Source organism: Providencia sp. PROV061 (assembly GCF_011045655.1).
In the GTDB taxonomy this organism is placed as follows: Bacteria; Pseudomonadota; Gammaproteobacteria; order Enterobacterales; family Enterobacteriaceae; genus Providencia; species Providencia hangzhouensis.
This window is the reverse complement of sequence record NZ_CP042861.1, coordinates 242747-261482: the sequence shown is the minus strand read 5'-3', so window position 1 is coordinate 261482 and position 18736 is coordinate 242747. Positions and strand designations below refer to the sequence as shown.

The following is an 18736-nucleotide window of genomic DNA, read 5'->3' as shown; positions in this document are numbered from 1 at the left end:
TGAATCATTTTACACTTCAGGTGGTTAGTGGCTGGTAGCTTATTTCTAACACAAAATAAGTCACCTGCCCTCCTGGCGTATTTACTGTTATTTCATCATCAACCTGTTTACCTATCAAGGCTCGTGCTACGGGAGAATCAATTGAAATCCATTGTTTTGTAGGGTTGAATTCATCAGCACCGACGATACGGAATATTCTGATATTTTCATTTTCATCTTCTAGTTTAACCCATGCTCCAAAAAACACACGGCCTTCTTGGCGAGGATCAGGCTCGATAATCCTTAATTGATCCAATCTTTTGGATAAGAAACGGATGCGTCTATCAATTTCGCGCAACCTTTTTTTGCCGTAAATATATTCTGCATTTTCTGAGCGATCCCCTTGAGCTGCGGCCTCTGAAACAGATTGAGTAACCCGAGGACGTTCTTCCTTCCACAGGTATTTCAGCTCTTTATCTAATGCATCCCAACCTTCACGTGTAATTAAAAGACTTTTAGTCATAACCTTTGAATATTAATCAGTGAAACCATAATTATAGTATTTTATAGAACATAATCTGAGACTTTCCTACCAATAGGCTCAAATTCAGTCTGGAAATTCTCGTTACCACCAAGTATAACAGTGCAGTAAATTTTTTAACTGTTCTTTCAGTAGGTATTTAAACTCGACATGAATGAAACTCTAAGCCAAATTATTGCAGCGGAACTGCAAGCCCAGCCGAAACAAGTTTTTTCTGCCATCACACTATTAGATGAAGGGAATACTGTCCCGTTTATTGCACGTTACCGTAAAGAGGTTACCGGTGGGTTGGACGATACTCAGCTTCGCCAGCTAGAAAGCCGTTTAGGGTACTTGCGCGAATTAAATGACCGTAAACAAACCATTCTCAAATCGATAGAAGAGCAAGGTAAATTGACTCCAGAGCTTGCCTCCGCTATCGACACTACGCTTAATAAAACCGAACTTGAAGACCTGTATCTTCCTTATAAACCGAAACGTCGCACCCGTGGGCAAATTGCTATCGAAGCAGGGCTTGAGCCTTTAGCGGACACCTTATGGAATGACCCTAGCCAATCACCTGACGAACTTGCAAAAACGTATATCGATGCAGATAAAGGTGTTGCTGATGTCAAAGCCGCCTTAGATGGTGCTCGTTATATCCTTATGGAGCGTTTCGCCGAAGATGCGGCACTTTTAGCGAAAGTTCGTGACTATATTTGGAAAAATGCCCACCTTGTTTCTGTTGTTGCAGAAGGTAAGCAAGAAGAAGGGGTAAAATTTAGTGACTATTTTGAACATCACGAGCCTGTTGCTCAAGTCCCTTCTCACCGAGCGCTTGCGATGTTCCGTGGTCGTAACGAAGGAATTTTACAACTTTCATTAAACTGTGATCCGCAGTTCGATGAACCGCCAAAAGAAAGTTACTGCGAAGAAATTATCACCCGCCATTTAGATATTCGTTTAAATAATGCTCCGGCTGACCAATGGCGTAAAGCCGTGATCAGCTGGACATGGCGTGTCAAAGTATTACTGCACTTAGAAACAGAGGTCATGAGCTCACTGCGCGAAAAAGCTGAAGAGGAAGCTATTAACGTGTTTGCTCGTAACCTTAGTGACTTACTGATGGCGGCGCCAGCGGGAATGCGTGCCACCATGGGCTTAGATCCAGGTTTACGTACTGGGGTAAAAGTCGCAGTTGTGGATGCGACAGGTAAATTAATTGCGACGGATACGATTTATCCGCACACCGGACAAGCTGCAAAAGCGGCAACCATCGTTGCGGCACTTTGCCAAAAACATAACGTCGAATTAGTGGCGATTGGTAACGGCACCGCTTCTCGTGAAACGGAACGTTTCTTTGCTGAAGTACAAAAACAGTACCCTGAAGTCACTGCACAGAAAGTCATTGTCAGCGAAGCTGGCGCTTCTGTTTATTCCGCTTCTGAACTTGCGGCTTTGGAGTTTCCTAGCTTAGATGTGTCTTTACGTGGTGCCGTATCTATTGCTCGTCGCCTACAAGACCCGCTTGCTGAATTAGTGAAAATTGACCCTAAATCCATTGGGGTTGGCCAATATCAGCATGATGTTAGCCAAACTCAGTTAGCGCGTAAACTCGATGCGGTCGTCGAGGACTGTGTAAACTCCGTTGGTGTTGATTTGAATACCGCTTCTGTTGCCTTACTGACTCGCGTTGCCGGTTTAAGCAAAATGATTGCGCAAAACGTGGTGGACTGGCGCGACCAGAATGGCCAGTTTAGTGATAGAAAACAGTTACTCAAAGTTGCACGCCTTGGGCCAAAAGCCTTTGAACAATGTGCGGGCTTCTTACGTATCACCAATGGTGAAAACCCGTTAGATGCTTCTACTGTTCACCCTGAAGCTTACCCGATTGTTGAAAAAATTCTTGAGTCTGTCCGCCAGCCGCTCAAAGAAATTATGGGTAACTCACAGGTGCTTAATGCCTTGAGCCCACGTGACTTTACTACTGAGCAATTCGGGGTTCCAACTGTCACTGATATCATTAAAGAACTGGAAAAACCGGGTCGCGACCCACGTCCTGAGTTTAAAACTGCCACCTTCGCAGAAGGTGTAGAAACGATGAATGACCTGACTTCTGGCATGATATTAGAAGGCGCAGTCACTAATGTGACCAACTTCGGTGCTTTTGTGGATATTGGTGTTCACCAAGACGGTTTAGTTCATATTTCTTCACTTTCAAATAGTTATGTCGAAGACCCACACAAGGTGGTAAAAGCGGGCGACATTGTTAAAGTAAAAGTGTTAGATGTTGATATTGCACGTAAACGTATCGCTTTAACGATGCGTTTAGATGAGCAAGCGGGGGATTCTAATAGTTCTCCTCGCCGTGCCGCCCCTGAACAGGAAAAAAATACGCGTAAAACACTTCAATCAAGAGGAAGTTCACGCCAAAACAACGCATCTTCGGGTAATAGTGCCATGAGTGATGCCCTTGCTGCTGCATTTGGCAAGAAACGTTAACTCTGTTAATAGGCATCGCAATGTACCTGTTGTGGTGCCTATTTCAATAAATAATGCTGTAATTAATTACCCCAGCCAATATATTAGGCATAATTAAACCCTCTCCCCCGTTTATCCCACCATTATTTTTGCTAACGAAACACCGCAAACTCAATGCTTCGTTGATCCATATCAAGTCAAATTGACGAAAAAAGAGGCTAAATATAATAAAAGGTGGATGATTATGATTCTCATTGTTAATTAGATTTATTGTTGTTTGGTGGTCTCGTTACCTGAGCAATTGTAATCATTAACAATTGTCATCGATATCATTATGAATTAAATGATTAGGAAGACACTATGGCAATACTTCCTCAATGCAGTTACAAAATACTTGGTTTCTCCCCAGAAATCAGTCCTGCATACCGACAAAAACTGCTCTCGCTCGGTTTACTTCCGGGTTCTGTCTTTAAAGTGGTGCGTTTAGCGCCTTTTGGCGATCCTGTACAAATAGAAACTCATCGTGTCAGCTTAGTGCTACGCAAAAAGGATCTCGCCCTACTCAACCTAGATGAAGCGACCACCGCTTAAGTATTTCTTTTTTATTATTGGCAAACACTATGAAACGTTTAACCATCGGCTTAATTGGTAACCCCAATGCAGGCAAAACGACCTTATTCAACCAGCTCACAGGGTCAAGACAGCGTGTCGGTAACTGGGCTGGGGTCACTGTTGAACGAAAAGTCGGTCGCTTCCATACAGATGACCATAAAATCGAGCTCGTTGACCTACCTGGCACCTATTCTCTGACCACGATTTCCGAACAAACCTCTCTCGACGAACAAATCGCCTGCTACTTTATTTTAAGTGGTGAGGCAGACATGCTCATTAATGTTGTCGATGCGTCTAATTTAGAACGGAACCTTTATCTGACATTACAATTAGTCGAGTTAGGCGTTCCATGTATTGTCGCCTTGAACATGTTGGATATCGCTCAAAGCCAACATATTGATATTAATATCGCTGAATTAGAAAAACAGCTCGGCTGCCCTGTGATCCCAATGGTTTCAACTCGAGCAACTGGTATCGATAAACTGAAAAAAGCCATTGATACACATCCACAAAATAGCCAGCAAGCCCTTGTGGAATATCCACCCCAATTATTACAGGCAGTGGATTCATTATCTGAACAAATTTCAGCACAACAATTTAGCCACCAGCAACGCCGCTGGCTAGCATTGCAGATCCTCGAAGGGGATATATATAGTCGCCAACGCGCGGAAATATCTGAAGGGCAATTGCTGGCGATACGCCAAACACTGAAAGAAAGCTTAAACGAAGAACCTGAACTACTCATTGCCGACGCACGTTATCAATCTATTGCCACAATTTGCAATGCTGCGATTAACAATAGTGCCGCTGAACCAAATCGACTAACACAATCACTGGATAAATTTATTCTGAGCCGTTGGCTCGGCGTACCAATTTTCTTGTTTGTGATGTATTTGATGTTCGTCTTAGCCATCAACATTGGCGGTGCCTTACAACCCTTCTTTGAAGGTGCATCAGAAGCAATATTTATCCATGGAATTCAATGGCTAGGTGATTATTTCAGCTTCCCTGATTGGCTAACTATTTTCCTTGCTCAAGGTGTTGGTGGCGGTATTAACACGGTTTTACCGTTAGTGCCACAAATCGGGATGATGTACCTGTTCCTTTCAATACTGGAAGACTCGGGTTATATGGCGCGAGCGGCTTTCGTAATGGACCGCCTCATGCAAGCACTAGGTTTACCGGGTAAATCCTTCGTACCTTTGATTGTCGGTTTTGGTTGTAACGTACCATCCATTATGGGTGCCCGCACGTTAGACGCACCCCGTGAAAGACTAATTACTGTATTAATGGCTCCGTTTATGTCTTGTGGGGCAAGACTGGCCATTTTCGCCGTTTTTGCTGCCGCTTTCTTTGGCAAAAATGGGGCAAGTGTGGTCTTTTCTCTCTATATTTTAGGGATTGTTGTCGCTATCTTAACTGGGTTACTACTAAAACATACCCTCATGCGTGGCGAAGCCTCTCCATTTATCATGGAACTTCCGGTTTACCATGTGCCACACATCAAAACACTACTGATTCAAACATGGCAACGCCTCAAAGGCTTCGTGGTACGTGCAGGTAAAGTCATTATCGTTGCCAGTATCTTTATTGGTGCATTAAATAGCTTTTCTTTCTCTGGTAAGCCTGTTGATAATATTAATGACTCCGCACTGGCTTCTGTCAGTAAAGTCATAACCCCTGCTTTACAACCTATTGGCGTGCATGCTGATAACTGGCAAGCGACCGTTGGGTTGATTACCGGGGCAATGGCCAAAGAGGTGGTAGTGGGAACACTAAACACCCTGTATACCGCTGAAGCCATTACATCTGAGCCGTTTGATGCAGAATCTTTCAATTTATGGGAAGAACTGGGAGATGCGGTTTCTGAAACTTGGAATAGCTTAAAAGAAACCTTTACCTTAAGCGCGCTATCAAACCCTATCGAAGCTAGTAAAGGCGATGGAGAGATGGAATCCGGCTCAATGGGAACCATGGCAGCAAAATTTGGTTCAGGAATTGCAGCTTACAGCTACCTCATCTTCGTCTTGCTGTATGTGCCTTGCGTCTCGGTGATGGGGGCTATCGCACGTGAAACCAATAAAAGCTGGATGAGTTTCTCCATTCTGTGGGGTTTAAATGTGGCTTATAGTCTTGCAGCTCTATTTTACCAAACAGCGACTTTCAGCGAACACCCACAAAGTAGCTTGATTACCATTACTGCGGTTATCCTGTTCAACCTTGCCTTGTTTATATTCTTACGTCGCATGCGTAGCCGCGTAACCTTGAATATCAAGAGCAAAACCGCAGAGCAATGCTCTGGCTGTTCAAGAGATGCTTGCCACTAAGGAATGAAACGATGACCAGCTTGCTACAAATAAGAGATTTAATCGCCTTATATGGGCAAGCTGACATCGCGCTACTTAGTGAGCAGCTAAATACGCCAATCCCATTAATTAAAGCAATGGTTGAGAAGCTAGTCAGTTTAGAAAAAATTGAACAAGTCGATATCAGTGCTTGTTTAACAGGCAGTAGCTGTAAAGGTTGCCCTGAAAGCACTGATTGCGCTCATTTTGTGTATAAAATCAAATAATAGAGACACCACAAAAAATCAGCCCCAAGTTAGGCTGATTTTTTTTATTTATTCCTCGGTACGACTTTGAAAATCCAACAAGTATTCGCAGAACTCATCAGGATGAGAAATAAATGGCGCGTGAGCGCTATTGCGCATAATCACGGATGGCGAATTCGGATACAGCTCATCTAAAATAGGCACTATTTTGCGCGGTACCAAGCCATCGAGATAACCATAAATGCGCAAGAAAGGAATAGGTAACTGTTTTAATTCATCCCGCAAATCTTCGGTACGTAATGATTCAAGCCCTGCATTTAGTGTTTCAACAGTTGGAATAGGCTGCTCAAGTACCACAGATTTCAAAGTTTTTGCATCATTTCTTGCACTTTCAGTGCCTAAAGTTTGCAATGCTAAAAAACGCTCGACGGTGCGATGAAAATCAGCCGAAAGTTGCTGCTCGAAACCTAATAAAACCTCTGGCCGGATCCCTGCCCAACCGTTTTCTTCTGCTTTAAAGCATGGGGAAGAAGCAACGGTAATTAACCCTTTGACTTCATAAGGATGGTCAAGCGCAATACGGCTTGCAACTAGCCCACCAAGTGACCAACCGAGCCAAATCGCGTTTTTAGGAGCTTGTTCCCACAAAATATTCGCCATCGATTGAATATTCATGGGGGAGAACCCTTGGCTACGTCCGTACCCCGGCAAGTCAACCAAATGAACCCGAAAGTGCGAAGCGATTCGCGGAATAATTGTTTGCCAGACTTGTGCATTCAATCCCCATCCGTGCAGCAACACAAGATCTTGTTTACCTTCACCAACGGTCTGCCAATATAACTTTGCCATCGTTACACTCTCTTCATTCATTTATTCGTCAACTCGTTTAACAGGACTCTACTATGCTAACAATGGAGGGGGGCTGCTGGCTATGCCATCAATCACTAAAATTACCTCATCAAGGTGTTTGTAGTTTTTGTCTTGAAGGATTGCCTAAAATGCCAACCTGCTGTTTGCGCTGTGCTTTACCCTGTGAACAGCCTACCATGGAGTGTGGACGCTGCCTAAAAACCCCTCCTGCATGGCAGAGAATTATCACTGTAACCCCATACCAAGCCGCTTTACGCATGTTAATCCATCGGTTTAAATTTCAAAAACAACCTCAGCTTGCTTTTACTCTAGCTCGTATCTTTGCGTTATTTTGGCTCACGGGTTACCGCCAACAAAAATGGCACAAACCGGACTTAATTGTCACAATTCCATTGCATCGCCGCCGTCTGTGGTGGAGAGGATTTGACCACATGGCATTAATAGGCGAAAATTTATCCAGATGGTTAAATATCCCCTATTCGCAAAATTCATTATCGCGTAGTCGTGCTACACTGGCACAGACAACACTAAAACGTGAGTATCGCCAAAACAACCTAAAGGGAGCATTTACCTTAAACGACTCGGTTTCAAACCTACATGTTGCTGTTATTGATGATGTTATTACAACAGGTTCCACGATGAATGCCGCAGCACAATTGTTGATTTGTGCGGGAGCACGTACTGTTGATGCATGGTCACTGTGTCGCACCTTGTAGGAAAGGGGTAAATGGGCGTATTATAACCAACTAAAGCAGTCAACTATTATTGAGCAAATGATTATGATTAATATTACTGAAGCAGCACAGGCTCATTTTGCCAAGTTGTTGGAAAATCAAGAGCCAGGAACTCAAATCCGTGTTTTTGTTATCAACCCAGGCACACCAACCGCAGAATGCGGTGTGTCATACTGCCCTCCGGGTGCCGTTGAAGCAACAGATAAAGAACTAAAGTTCGAGAAATTATCTGCTTATGTTGATGAAATTAGCGCTCCATTCTTGGATGATGCCGAGATTGACTTCGTTACCGACCAACTAGGCTCACAACTGACGTTAAAAGCGCCGAACGCCAAAATGCGTAAAGTCTCTGATGACGCACCATTAATTGAGCGTGTTGAGTATGTTTTACAGTCACAAATTAACCCACAACTTGCCAGCCACGGTGGCCGTGTTTCCCTGATGGAAATCACCGATGAAGGCTTTGCAATTCTGCAATTTGGTGGCGGCTGTAACGGTTGTTCAATGGTCGATGTCACGCTTAAAGAAGGTATCGAAAAAGAACTTCTCAAAATGTTTGAAGGTGAGCTAAAAGGCGTTAAAGACCTGACTGAACACCAACGTGGCGAGCACTCTTTCTACTAATCAATACCACGAATATTTGGCACTCTGTTTTTACGAGTGCCTATTATTTAACCTTTAATGGGTTGTTACCTACTGTATTCGGTATTTTATGGACCATTTTGAAACACTAACACCAGAACAAGCCTATCAACATTGGTTAGACGGCACGGCCATACTGGTAGATGTACGAGACCCACAAAGTTTCCGTGCAGGCCATGCTAGTGGAGCCTATCACCTCACCAATGAGTCACTGAGCCAATTTTTAGAACAAACGGATTACGAACAACCTGTTATGGTGATGTGCTACCATGGGCACAGTAGCCAAGGTGCTGCACAATATCTGATCAACATTGGCTTTGAATCTGTATATAGCATCAATGGTGGATTTGAAGCATGGTTAAGGGAATATCCACAAGCCGTTACGGCTCTCTAGATGAGAAAACGCATTCATGATCCACATCACCTCCTTTGCTAATCCCAGAATGGCGCAAGCCTTTGTTGACTATATGGCTAGCAAAAATATTCACTTAAAAATAAAGCCATCACAAGAACAAGCTGTCTTTGAGCTTTGGCTAGAAGATGAGCAACTTCAACCTCAAGTCCAAAAAGAATTAGATATTTTTCTACAAGACCCAAATCACCCTCGCTACCTAGAAGCCAGTTGGCACACGGGAAGCGCAGATACCCAGTTTCAATATCGCAATTACCTAACTTGGGGTTACCTTAAAGAACAATCTGGCCCTTTAACTATCGCTGTTATTTTGTTGTCGATTGTTGTATATCTTTGGGTAGAAATGACTGATGCACGAGAAGTTCTACGTTATTTGGCATGGCCTATTGGCGACCAACAAACGGAACTTTGGCGTTGGTTTAGTCCTGCATTGGTGCACTTTTCGCTATCACATATTGGTTTCAACCTTGCGCTCTGGTGGTTTTTAGCTGGGCAAGTAGAACGAAAGCTCGGAACGGGTAAATTATTCACTATCTTACTGGTCTCAGCGCTGTTTAGTAACTGGGGGCAGTCGCTGTTTAGTGAAAACAACTTTGGCGGCTTATCTGGTGTCGTCTATGCCCTTGTCAGCTATGTGTGGTTAACGGGTGAACGTCGTCCCGAAAGTGGCATCAGTGTTCCTCGAGGGTTAATGATATTCTCGATTATCTGGCTTTTTTTCGGTTACTTCGATGTTTTAGGTATGCATATTGCCAATGCCGCACATACTTCAGGGTTAATTATCGGCTTATTGATGGGAGTATGGGATAATAGGCACAGTTTTAAACACCAGAGCTCCAGATAAAACATTTTAATAATTAGAGGCTAACGCTGTGAAACAAACCCAGAGACATGATGCAATAGTTGAGCTTGTGCGTCTTCAGGGATATGTCAGTACTGAAGAACTCGTCGAACACTTTGAGGTTAGCCCTCAAACGATCCGTCGAGACCTCAATGACCTCGCTGAACAGAATAAAATTCAGCGGCACCACGGTGGCGCAGCACTGCCTTCAAGTTCTGTGAATGCAGCTTATAATGACCGTAAAATCATGTGGTCAGATGAAAAAGCGCGTATCGCGCAGCATGTTGCAAGCCAGATCCCTGATGGTGCGACACTATTTATTGATATTGGTACAACCCCTGAAGCGGTTGCTCATGCGCTGGTTAACCATAAAAACCTACGTGTGGTGACCAATAATCTTAACGTCGCCACCTTGCTGATGCCAAAAGAAGACTTCCGCCTAATTTTAGCGGGAGGTGAAGTACGATCACGAGATGGCGGTATTGTCGGTGAAGCGACCCTCGATTTTATTTCCCAATTTAGGTTAGATTACGGCATTTTGGGCATCAGTGGTATTGATATGGATGGCTCATTACTTGAGTTCGATTACCACGAAGTTCGTACCAAACGCGCGATTATTGAAAATTCACGTTGTGTCATGCTTGTCACCGACCATTCTAAATTTGGTCGTAACGCGATGGTTAATTTGGGTAATATGAACCTAATTGACTATTTATTTACTGATAAACAGCCACCAGACAGCATTCTCAAAGTGATTGAGCAACATAATGTTCAATTAGAGCTTTGTTAATCAAATAGTTACCTTCATGATGGTAGTCCCAGCTACCATCATGTTCATTAGTCCCCTTCCCCACCATAGTCCCCCACCTTACAGGTGTTTTTTTCTTTTTCGCGCGAAACCCTCTTTTCCCTCTTGTAAATAGCAATACTTTATATGTGGGTATTGAAAAAAAATTGTTACCAATATCACGCAGTTGTTATTTTTTTCATTAATAATAGTTGGCATCACTATCTATTTTGACTACAATCAAATGAGCGAAAACGAACATTATTGAAAGTGTTTCGAACATCTCAGGGGGATGCATGGAAACTAAAGACTTGATTGTCATCGGCGGCGGGATCAACGGCGCTGGAATTGCAGCAGATGCTGCAGGTCGTGGATTATCGGTATTACTGCTCGAAGCTCAAGACTTGGCAAGTGCGACTTCATCTGCGAGTTCTAAACTCATTCATGGTGGCTTACGTTATTTAGAGCATTATGAATTTAGATTAGTCAGCGAAGCTTTGGCAGAACGTGAAGTGCTATTACGATTAGCACCGCATATTGCCTTCCCAATGCGCTTCCGCTTACCTCATCAGCCTCATTTACGTCCAGCTTGGATGATCCGTATTGGCCTATTCTTATATGACCATTTAGGCAAACGTGTCAGCTTACCAAGTAGTAAGGGGCTGAAATTCAACCAAAACTCTGTACTAAAACCTGAACTAACAAAAGGTTTTGAATATTCCGATTGTTGGGTTGATGATGCGCGTTTAGTTGTGTTAAACGCTCAAGAAGTGGTACGCAAGAGTGGTGAGGTTCGTACTCGCACAAAAGTGACTCGCGCTTACCGTGAAAACGGCTTATGGGTTGTTGAGGCTCAGGACTTACGTACAGGCGAAACCCATACATGGAAAGCAAAAGGGCTGGTTAACGCCACAGGGCCTTGGGTAAAAGAATTCTTTGATGATGGGCTGAAATTAAAATCACCTTATGGTATTCGCCTAATCAAAGGGAGCCATATTGTCGTTCCGCGTGCTCATGATGAACCACAAGCGTACATCTTACAAAATGAAGATAACCGTATTGTATTTGTTATCCCGTGGATGGATGAATTTTCTATCATCGGCACCACTGACGTAGAATACAAAGGCGACCCGAAAGACGTCAAAATTGATGAAAACGAAGTTAACTATTTACTGAAAGTGTATAACGATCACTTCAAAAAACAGTTAACCGTGAGTGATATTGTTTGGGACTATTCAGGTGTTCGCCCACTGTGCGACGATGAATCAGACTCACCACAAGCCATTACTCGTGATTACACATTGGATATTCACGATGAACAAGGCCAAGCGCCATTGTTATCTGTATTTGGCGGTAAATTAACCACTTACCGTAAATTAGCGGAAGCTGCTGTGAATAAGTTAGCGACTTACTATCCAAATGCAGGTAGCCCATGGACTAAAAATGGTCAGTTACCAGGTGGTGATATCGAAGGTTGTGACCGTGATGGTTATGCACGTGTATTACGTCAACATTATCAATGGCTTCCTGAAGGCTTAGCGCTACGTTTTGCCAGAACCTACGGTAGCAACAGTAAGTTAATCCTTGAAAGCGCGAATTCACTCAGCGACCTCGGTGAAGCCTTCTCTGCGAATGTCTATGAAGCGGAATTACGTTACTTAGTCAAGCATGAGTGGGTAACAGAGTTGGATGATGCTATTTGGCGTCGTACTAAATTGGGTATGTGGCTGAATGAAGAAGAAAAACAGCACATTGCTCATTGGTTAGCAAAAAATGGGTTGTCAGAGCACACCTCTGCATAATCGTAAAAATCTCGTTGTTATAAAATCTCGTTGTTAATGGAAAAGGCCAGTTGCAATTGTTGACTGGCTTTTTCTATTTTTAAACCGTTTTTTCTATTTTTAGTTTGTACGACTTTCAGAAAAACCCCAATCACGATAATTTGCACAAATCAATTCCATCTGTTTATAATGTACGCGACCTTACTTCTCACCCAACTTCGCAGGTACGCCTCACGATGAACTAAGCACTGCCAGAAAATATTTTCTAATACCCTTTTGGTATTCATTTTTCTGTTCCTGGCAGGCAACCGCTTTCATCGACGCTTCTTGATAAGTCAACGACGTTGTCTGTCCTCATTATTTTGGAGGTGCATATGACGATAGCTTGTCACTTTTCACAGCTCAATATTGAATTTAACCAAACCGCCCTTTTTCCACCGCTAAGCGGGACGTTGTCATGCCAAAAAAATGCTCTAATTGGCCATAATGGCAGAGGAAAATCGGTTTTAATGCGTATTCTTGCTAACCAATTGCGCCCTACACAAGGGAATGTACATTGGAACCTCCCCTTTATCTATGTTGAGCAGTTAACTCGGCTAACGGGCGAAACACTCGTCGATGCCTTAGGCATCAAGGAACTTTATCATGCATTTTCACGCATTGAGGCAGGAAATGGTTCTTTGGCAGATTTTGAACTAACGGAAGATAAATGGCATTTACCTTCCCAATGGCAAAGTTTATTGGACTCTGCTGGGCTAGCTATCTCAATGGAAGCTCCTATCTCCCATTTAAGTGGGGGTGAACGTACCCGTCTAGCCCTTTGCCGTGCATTTCTTCATCAAGATCACTTTTTGCTACTTGATGAGCCGGATAACCATTTAGATACGCAAAGTCGGCAATGGCTCAGCCAAAAGCTTACTGAGCATCTGGCTGGCTGCCTAGTTATCTCTCACAACAGAACTCTGTTAGGCGAAATGGATGCTATTTTTGAATTAACGGAAAAAGGCTTACACGAATATGGGGGAAATTATGCGTTATACGATACCCAAAAAAACTTGGAAATTGCCGCAATTGATGCACAAAGTGAGCGCTTAGAAAAACGTATTCACCAAGAGAAAAAGCAGCAACAGGCCACATTACAAAAAGCCGCTCAACGCAAGAAACAGGGGGAAAAAATTCGCTATGGTGGGTCGCAATCCTTACTGCTACTTGATATGCAAAAGAACCGTGCAGAGAAAAGGCAATCAAATGTCGCAGAACGGCACCAACGGGTTATGGATAATCTGCAAAGCCAACAACAGGAAAACCAAGAAAGAGCTCGCCATATCAAGCCGCAAAAAATGACGATTAACTATCAAAATGAAGGTAATAAAGTCACAATTTTTGCTTCTGACTTGCGTTTGCCCTACGGTTATTCATCACCACTTTCATTCACCATATACAGTGGAGAACATTGGCATATTCAAGGGCGTAATGGCTGTGGTAAGTCAACACTACTTAAAGTGCTTGCTGGCCTATTGCCATCATCTTCAGGAGAGTGCCGCCTAAGCGGTGAATTTTGCTATTTAGACCAACACCTCAACTTACTCGATAAGACATTACCTGTCGCTGAAGCACTTCATCAATACCAACCGTTGTTTACTGTAGAGCAGTGGCGCACGCAATTAGGTATGCTGCGAATACGAGGAGATAAATCATTACTGCCACTACAGCAGCTCAGTGGTGGTGAGCAGTTAAAAGCAACACTACTGGCGCTCACGCATAGCCCGAACCCACCCGCTATTTTATTACTCGATGAACCGGATAACCATTTAGACTTGGATTCAAAACAACTACTTGAAGCGCTATTGCAGGACTACCAAGGAACACTCTTACTGGTTTCTCACGATGACGCCTTTATTGCAAACTGCAATATAACCCATACGCTAAATCTTTCTGATAAATAACTGTCTACTAGGCCACTGCCAAATTAGGTGTGGCCATCTGCTTTAATGGATAAACGTATTTTTGACGCGATGAGAAACTAAAAAGTAGGGGATCCATAACACACAATAGAAGCTGCCATTTATAGCGGTAATAATATTTGAGTAGTTAATTTCCAAACCAAATATATATGGGAACACAAAACGAGCAACTAATACCATTAAAGTAAACAGTACCATGGTGGTGATAAACAGCCACTTCGCCTGTTTTTTCCATTTAACCGCAGCGATAAACGTCCAAAGAAATAGAGCAATTAAAACACCATAACCTAGTTGCAAGAGGTAAAAACCTGTCGCAAAGCCTGAAATATAAAAATCAGAATCCGCTTCAGTTGCCAATGACCATGCAGTTTGTACTTGCGAGATTTCTTGCAATAGCATCGTGACCGTTTTGTACAACATATAAAACAGACCAATAACCGGTAAAATTAACCATCCACTGAGTCCCTGTAACGGCTTTTTAACTACCGGCTGAGCCTCTGGTGATATTATTGCTGGCTCTGTTTGCGTGGTTGATTGCTGAATATCCATTCAAATAACCTTTATTTACTATTTACTTTGCATTTTTTCTTCAATAAATGCCTTGAGTACAATTGCTTGATTATGTTCTGTATTTTTAGCACTGTATAACAGTGTTAAGTCACCTTGTTTTGCTTGTGAAACCAATACCTGCCAAGCTGTTGTGTTATTAAGTTCCTGCTGATATCGCTCGATAAATTGAGCAAACTGATCTGTGTTCTGATGAAACCATTTTCGTAACTCATTGGAAGGTGCAACGTCTTTATTCCAAGAGTCGTGGTGTAAGTCTGTTTTTTTTATTCCTCTTGGCCACAGTCTATCGATAAGCACGCGATAACCATCATTATCGTCAACAGGGTCATAAACTCGTTTGCATTTAATCATCATTTACCTACCCAATAAGTAAACCGCAGCATTTTATTTATTAATTTACAAAAGTATTTTTAACACGCCTTGAAACTAAAAAATACGGTATCCAAATGGCACAAGCAATTAGAGCCCGAAAAATATCTTTGATATCGGAGGCTTCAACCTCTAAATCCAATAAAATACTTGCGAGTATAATATCCGTAACCGTCAAAACTAAAGAAAAGATCTGGAAAAAAATATAAATTTTAATTGTGAGTTTTTTCTTTGTAAAAAAGACATAACTTAGGAAAAGTAAGGTGGCGTATAAAATAACGTTACCTAAAACTTCAAAGTAGATTAGCTCTTTAAATAATGGAATAAATGAACTTGATTGTGGGTCTGTTAATTCAATCCAATATTCAATCACTTGAGCATTTTGCTCATAAATCGAAAAAGGCAAAATAATCAAGGACAATATTATCCCTAACATGGGTAAAATAAGCCATCCACCAATGCCTTTTAATTCCTGCCTTGGTTGTGGTGATGGTACCGAAGTGCCATGAGATGAACTGTGACCTTCAGTTTTCATTTACACTTCCTTATTAAACAAACAAATAATATCAATACAAAATAAATAGCCCTGTATAAGATAGCATACCTACTCAACAAAAAATGAGTAACTAAATGCGCTAATTCACAATTATATTGCTAATAAAGAACAATCTGACAAGGCCATCATTATGCAAATATTTACCGCACAGTTACCACTCCCTACCAATTACCTTTATGGTGATTTTTTTGCCTTTCATTTAAGAGATCAACACAATGTCGCGGAAATAGTAGAAGAAAATACATTACATAAAGGCATAATATGGCAACAACATGCAACAAAAATGACATTGGAACTTAAAAAACAACAAGCAACGATTTCATTAGCGATTGATTCTCCATCTATCATTATCAATGAGCAAGATTTACTAACACTGGCACAGCATGTACTTGGTTTGAAACAAAATATTGATGAGTTCGAAAAACGCTACCTTGAAACCCCAATACTTGGACAGCTCATTGAAAAACAAAGAGGATTACGGATTTATCAATCTGCTAGTGCATTTGAAGCGTTAGTTTGGGCTATTATTGGGCAACAAATTAGTGTCCATGCAGCTATCGCCATTCGTCGGCGATTTATCCAAGTCGTGGGGATTCAACATGCTTCAGGTATTTGGTGTTTCCCCGATGTTCCGCAAGTCAGGTTAGTTGATGACGAAATACTGCGCCAAACGGGTTTTTCAAAGGGAAAAATTATCGCCCTCAGAGCTCTTTGTGACGCCATCGAAAATCAACAAATTGATTTATCACAGCACGTGACTCATTCCAATGCGAATCAAATAACTGAACAATTATTACAAATCAAAGGTATTGGACCTTGGACTGTGAGCTATGCTTTACTTAGAGGATTCAACTATTTAGATGGCTCTTTACATGGAGATGTGGCGGTAAGACGTAATTTGCAAACATTACTTGCGAAATTAGAACAGCCCTCCGCCAAAGAAACGGAAAAATGGTTGGAACAATTTTCCCCATGGCGTGCACTGGTTGCCGCCCATTTGTGGCGTAGCCAGTCAGCCGCAGGTTATTGAATAGTTTTAAAAAGCCCACTTCAATAACCTGAAATGGGCTTTCCTACTATTCACAATAATGATTTAACGTAACCAGTTCGTTTTCACTAATTGAACGACTTCATCACCGCGACCACTCATAATCGCTTTTAACATATACAAGCTAAAGCCTTTCGCTTCTTGTGCCGCAATTTCTGGTGGCATAGACAGCTCTTGTTTGGCGGTTAGGACATCAACCACCACTGGCCCATCATGGGCAAAAGCTTCTTTTAATGCACCGTCTAGATCTTCACTTTTTTCAACACGGATCCCTTTGATACCCGCAGCATTCGCAATCGCTGCAAAGTTAGGGTTATGTAAATCCGTTCCCGCTGTTAAGAAACCGGCCACTTTCATTTCCATGGCAACAAAACCAAGCACGCCATTGTTATGAATGATGATTTTTACCGGTAATTGCATTTGAGAAAGAGAGATAAAGTCCCCCATTAGCATACTGAAACCGCCGTCGCCACACATTGCAACCACTTGACGTTTTTTATCAACGGCCTGCGCACCAATAGCTTGTGGCATCGCATTCGCCATTGACCCGTGGTTAAAAGAGCCAATTAAACGGCGCTTACCATTCATTTTCAAGTAGCGCGCAGCCCATACTGTCGGGGTTCCAACGTCACAGGTGAAAATCGCGTCATCAGCAGCTAATTCACTAATTTTTGTTGCAAGATACTGAGGATGTATTAACCCCTCATGACCCGGTTTAGCGAGGTCATCTAACCCTTTTCGAGCCTCTGCATAATGTTTTAAAGCGCCATCAAGGTGTTTTGTATCTTGTTTAGCCTCTAAATGTGGCTGTAATGCATCTAATGTTGCTTTGATATCACCAATCAGCCCCATATCAATATGGCAGTGGGAGCCCAAGCTACCTGCATTAATATCAACCTGAATGATTTTAGCTTCGCTTGGGTAGAAAGGACGGTATGGAAATTGTGTCCCTAACAAAACAACCGTGTCTGCATTCATCATTGCGTGGTAACCTGATGAAAAGCCTATTAAGCCTGTCATCCCAACGCTATATGGGTTATCCCATTCAATATGTTCTTTACCACGTAACGCATGTACTACCGGTGCTTTTAGTGTTTCTGCTAGTTTAACCACTTCATCATGGGCACCTGCGCAGCCATTACCACAGAATAACGTGATATTCTTAGACTGATTCAGCAGTTCAGCAAGTTTTTCGATTTCACTTCGCTGAGGCATAATCAGTGGCGCTTGTGGTTGATACCATGTTTCTTTCGCGGACTCTGGCGCATCTTTTAGCGCAATATCACCTGGTATCACAACGACTGATACCCCTTTATTCAGAATCGCTTTACGCATAGCGATACCAAGAACTTGTGGAATTTGCTCAGGGTTAGAGACCATTTCACAATAATGGCTGCACTCGCGGAATAATTCAGTTGGATGGGTTTCTTGGAAATAATTACTACCAATTTCGCTAGATGGAATATGAGCGGCGATTGCCAACACGGGCACTCGATTACGATGGCAATCATACAGCCCATTAATAAGGTGCATATTTCCCGGCCCACAAGAGCCTGCACATACGGCTAAATTACCAGTTAGCTGAGCTTCTGAACCCGCAGCAAAGGCAGCGACTTCCTCATGGCGAGTACCTAGCCACTCAATAGCGCCTTGACGACGCAAGCTGTCGGTTAAGCCATTCAACGAGTCTCCTGTAACGCCCCAAATACGTTTAACACCTGCATTATCAAGTACTTTTGCAATATAGGATGCAACACTCTGTTTTTTCATAATGGCACTCTTTTAAGTCGGATGTGATACCCTTGATATCTTGCAGCTCAAAATATGAAAGGTACTTTTAGAAACATAACAACATTCAAAGTAGAATCTTGTCATACTCGCGTATATCAAACCCAATATCGATAATAGATTGATTGTAACTAAGTAAATTCCTCATTCCTACTCATCAAATTAAATATAAAACAGAACAGCACAATCCACCGTTATTATCAAAAGAAGAGGATAGCAACAAGATAAATA

18 protein-coding genes are annotated in these 18736 nt (G+C 42.4%); 12 read left to right on the top strand and 6 right to left on the bottom strand.

Annotated elements, in window-relative coordinates; genetic code table 11:
* Positions 1-16: 16 nt before the first annotated feature.
* Positions 17-502 carry a transcription elongation factor GreB gene (gene greB / locus FVA72_RS01215; protein ID WP_004262861.1) on the bottom strand — a complete coding sequence of 162 codons (486 nt, stop codon included), beginning with the start codon at positions 500-502 and terminating at the stop codon, positions 17-19.
* 168 nt (positions 503-670) lie between these two features.
* On the opposite strand from greB, the gene FVA72_RS01210 reads away from it, so the two are divergent.
* The 4 genes from FVA72_RS01210 (at position 671) to FVA72_RS01195 (ending at position 6164) form a co-directional block, all read left to right on the top strand.
* On the top strand, positions 671-3001 hold the full coding sequence (locus FVA72_RS01210) for a Tex family protein (RefSeq protein ID WP_110592687.1): 2331 nt from the start codon (positions 671-673) through the stop codon (positions 2999-3001).
* 339 nt (positions 3002-3340) lie between these two features.
* On the top strand, positions 3341-3571 hold the full coding sequence (gene feoA, locus FVA72_RS01205) for a ferrous iron transporter A (protein WP_004262866.1): 231 nt from the start codon (positions 3341-3343) through the stop codon (positions 3569-3571).
* Positions 3572-3600: 29 nt separating this feature from the next.
* Positions 3601-5919, top strand: coding sequence for a Fe(2+) transporter permease subunit FeoB (feoB, locus tag FVA72_RS01200; protein ID WP_110592688.1), 2319 nt, complete (start codon positions 3601-3603; stop codon positions 5917-5919).
* An 11-nt stretch (positions 5920-5930) separates the two neighbouring features.
* Positions 5931-6164: a FeoC-like transcriptional regulator gene (locus FVA72_RS01195; RefSeq protein WP_004262872.1), complete on the top strand. Its 234-nt coding sequence runs from the start codon at positions 5931-5933 to the stop codon at positions 6162-6164.
* A 48-nt stretch (positions 6165-6212) separates the two neighbouring features.
* Here the strand turns inward: FVA72_RS01195 and bioH are convergent, their stop codons facing one another.
* Positions 6213-6992 carry a pimeloyl-ACP methyl ester esterase BioH gene (bioH, locus tag FVA72_RS01190; RefSeq protein WP_036958605.1) on the bottom strand — a complete coding sequence of 260 codons (780 nt, stop codon included), beginning with the start codon at positions 6990-6992 and terminating at the stop codon, positions 6213-6215.
* Positions 6993-7045: 53 nt separating this feature from the next.
* Here bioH and FVA72_RS01185 point away from each other — a divergent pair, with 53 nt between their 5' ends.
* From FVA72_RS01185 to FVA72_RS01155, 7 genes are all read left to right on the top strand, one after another.
* Complete coding sequence (locus FVA72_RS01185) at positions 7046-7729, top strand: DNA utilization protein GntX (protein ID WP_110592689.1); 684 nt, start codon at positions 7046-7048, stop codon at positions 7727-7729.
* A 63-nt stretch (positions 7730-7792) separates the two neighbouring features.
* A complete protein-coding gene (gene nfuA, locus FVA72_RS01180; RefSeq protein WP_004266130.1) occupies positions 7793-8371 on the top strand; it encodes a Fe-S biogenesis protein NfuA in 579 nt (192 codons plus the stop codon).
* Positions 8372-8459: 88 nt separating this feature from the next.
* Positions 8460-8783 carry a thiosulfate sulfurtransferase GlpE gene (glpE, locus tag FVA72_RS01175; protein ID WP_004262879.1) on the top strand — a complete coding sequence of 108 codons (324 nt, stop codon included), beginning with the start codon at positions 8460-8462 and terminating at the stop codon, positions 8781-8783.
* 16 nt (positions 8784-8799) lie between these two features.
* Positions 8800-9645: a rhomboid family intramembrane serine protease GlpG gene (glpG, locus tag FVA72_RS01170; RefSeq protein WP_036958607.1), complete on the top strand. Its 846-nt coding sequence runs from the start codon at positions 8800-8802 to the stop codon at positions 9643-9645.
* A gap of 28 nt (positions 9646-9673) precedes the next feature.
* Entirely contained in the window at positions 9674-10432 is a 759-nt protein-coding gene (locus FVA72_RS01165; RefSeq protein ID WP_004262881.1) for a DeoR/GlpR family transcriptional regulator, read from the top strand.
* A 293-nt stretch (positions 10433-10725) separates the two neighbouring features.
* A complete protein-coding gene (gene glpD, locus FVA72_RS01160) occupies positions 10726-12231 on the top strand; it encodes a glycerol-3-phosphate dehydrogenase (RefSeq protein WP_110592690.1) in 1506 nt (501 codons plus the stop codon).
* Between the two features lie 353 nt (positions 12232-12584).
* Positions 12585-14156 (top strand): ATP-binding cassette domain-containing protein, encoded by a 1572-nt coding sequence (locus tag FVA72_RS01155; protein WP_110592691.1) that lies wholly within the window; start codon positions 12585-12587, stop codon positions 14154-14156.
* A 42-nt stretch (positions 14157-14198) separates the two neighbouring features.
* On the opposite strand, the gene FVA72_RS01150 is transcribed toward FVA72_RS01155, so the two are convergent.
* From FVA72_RS01150 to FVA72_RS01140, 3 genes are read right to left on the bottom strand one after another with little or no spacing between them, the layout of a single operon-like run.
* A complete protein-coding gene (locus tag FVA72_RS01150) occupies positions 14199-14723 on the bottom strand; it encodes a DUF2569 family protein (protein ID WP_004262888.1) in 525 nt (174 codons plus the stop codon).
* An 18-nt stretch (positions 14724-14741) separates the two neighbouring features.
* Complete coding sequence (locus tag FVA72_RS01145; protein WP_110592837.1) at positions 14742-15095, bottom strand: DUF488 domain-containing protein; 354 nt, start codon at positions 15093-15095, stop codon at positions 14742-14744.
* Positions 15096-15135: 40 nt separating this feature from the next.
* Positions 15136-15648, bottom strand: coding sequence for a DUF2569 domain-containing protein (locus FVA72_RS01140; protein WP_004262890.1), 513 nt, complete (start codon positions 15646-15648; stop codon positions 15136-15138).
* A gap of 151 nt (positions 15649-15799) precedes the next feature.
* On the opposite strand from FVA72_RS01140, the gene FVA72_RS01135 reads away from it, so the two are divergent.
* Positions 15800-16699 (top strand): DNA-3-methyladenine glycosylase family protein, encoded by a 900-nt coding sequence (locus FVA72_RS01135; protein WP_110592692.1) that lies wholly within the window; start codon positions 15800-15802, stop codon positions 16697-16699.
* Positions 16700-16762: 63 nt separating this feature from the next.
* Here the strand turns inward: FVA72_RS01135 and poxB are convergent, their stop codons facing one another.
* The gene (poxB, locus tag FVA72_RS01130; RefSeq protein WP_004262892.1) at positions 16763-18487 is read right to left on the bottom strand and encodes a ubiquinone-dependent pyruvate dehydrogenase; all 1725 of its coding nucleotides are present in this window, start codon (positions 18485-18487) and stop codon (positions 16763-16765) included.
* Between the last annotated feature and the right edge of the window lie 249 nt (positions 18488-18736).

Excerpts from the sequence above, each read along its gene's own strand:
- glpG (WP_036958607.1), top strand. The coding sequence starts at position 8,800 with ATGATCCACATCACCTCCTTTGCTAATCCCAGAATGGCGCAAGCCTTT.
- FVA72_RS01210 (WP_110592687.1), top strand. The coding sequence starts at position 671 with ATGAATGAAACTCTAAGCCAAATTATTGCAGCGGAACTGCAAGCCCAG.
- feoB (WP_110592688.1), top strand. The coding sequence starts at position 3,601 with ATGAAACGTTTAACCATCGGCTTAATTGGTAACCCCAATGCAGGCAAA.
- glpE (WP_004262879.1), top strand. The coding sequence starts at position 8,460 with ATGGACCATTTTGAAACACTAACACCAGAACAAGCCTATCAACATTGG.
- feoA (WP_004262866.1), top strand. The coding sequence starts at position 3,341 with ATGGCAATACTTCCTCAATGCAGTTACAAAATACTTGGTTTCTCCCCA.
- glpD (WP_110592690.1), top strand. The coding sequence starts at position 10,726 with ATGGAAACTAAAGACTTGATTGTCATCGGCGGCGGGATCAACGGCGCT.
- FVA72_RS01135 (WP_110592692.1), top strand. The coding sequence starts at position 15,800 with ATGCAAATATTTACCGCACAGTTACCACTCCCTACCAATTACCTTTAT.
- FVA72_RS01140 (WP_004262890.1), bottom strand. The coding sequence starts at position 15,648 with ATGAAAACTGAAGGTCACAGTTCATCTCATGGCACTTCGGTACCATCA.
- FVA72_RS01145 (WP_110592837.1), bottom strand. The coding sequence starts at position 15,095 with ATGATTAAATGCAAACGAGTTTATGACCCTGTTGACGATAATGATGGT.
- FVA72_RS01195 (WP_004262872.1), top strand. The coding sequence starts at position 5,931 with ATGACCAGCTTGCTACAAATAAGAGATTTAATCGCCTTATATGGGCAA.
- greB (WP_004262861.1), bottom strand. The coding sequence starts at position 502 with ATGACTAAAAGTCTTTTAATTACACGTGAAGGTTGGGATGCATTAGAT.
- FVA72_RS01185 (WP_110592689.1), top strand. The coding sequence starts at position 7,046 with ATGCTAACAATGGAGGGGGGCTGCTGGCTATGCCATCAATCACTAAAA.
- nfuA (WP_004266130.1), top strand. The coding sequence starts at position 7,793 with ATGATTAATATTACTGAAGCAGCACAGGCTCATTTTGCCAAGTTGTTG.
- bioH (WP_036958605.1), bottom strand. The coding sequence starts at position 6,992 with ATGGCAAAGTTATATTGGCAGACCGTTGGTGAAGGTAAACAAGATCTT.
- FVA72_RS01155 (WP_110592691.1), top strand. The coding sequence starts at position 12,585 with ATGACGATAGCTTGTCACTTTTCACAGCTCAATATTGAATTTAACCAA.
- FVA72_RS01150 (WP_004262888.1), bottom strand. The coding sequence starts at position 14,723 with ATGGATATTCAGCAATCAACCACGCAAACAGAGCCAGCAATAATATCA.
- poxB (WP_004262892.1), bottom strand. The coding sequence starts at position 18,487 with ATGAAAAAACAGAGTGTTGCATCCTATATTGCAAAAGTACTTGATAAT.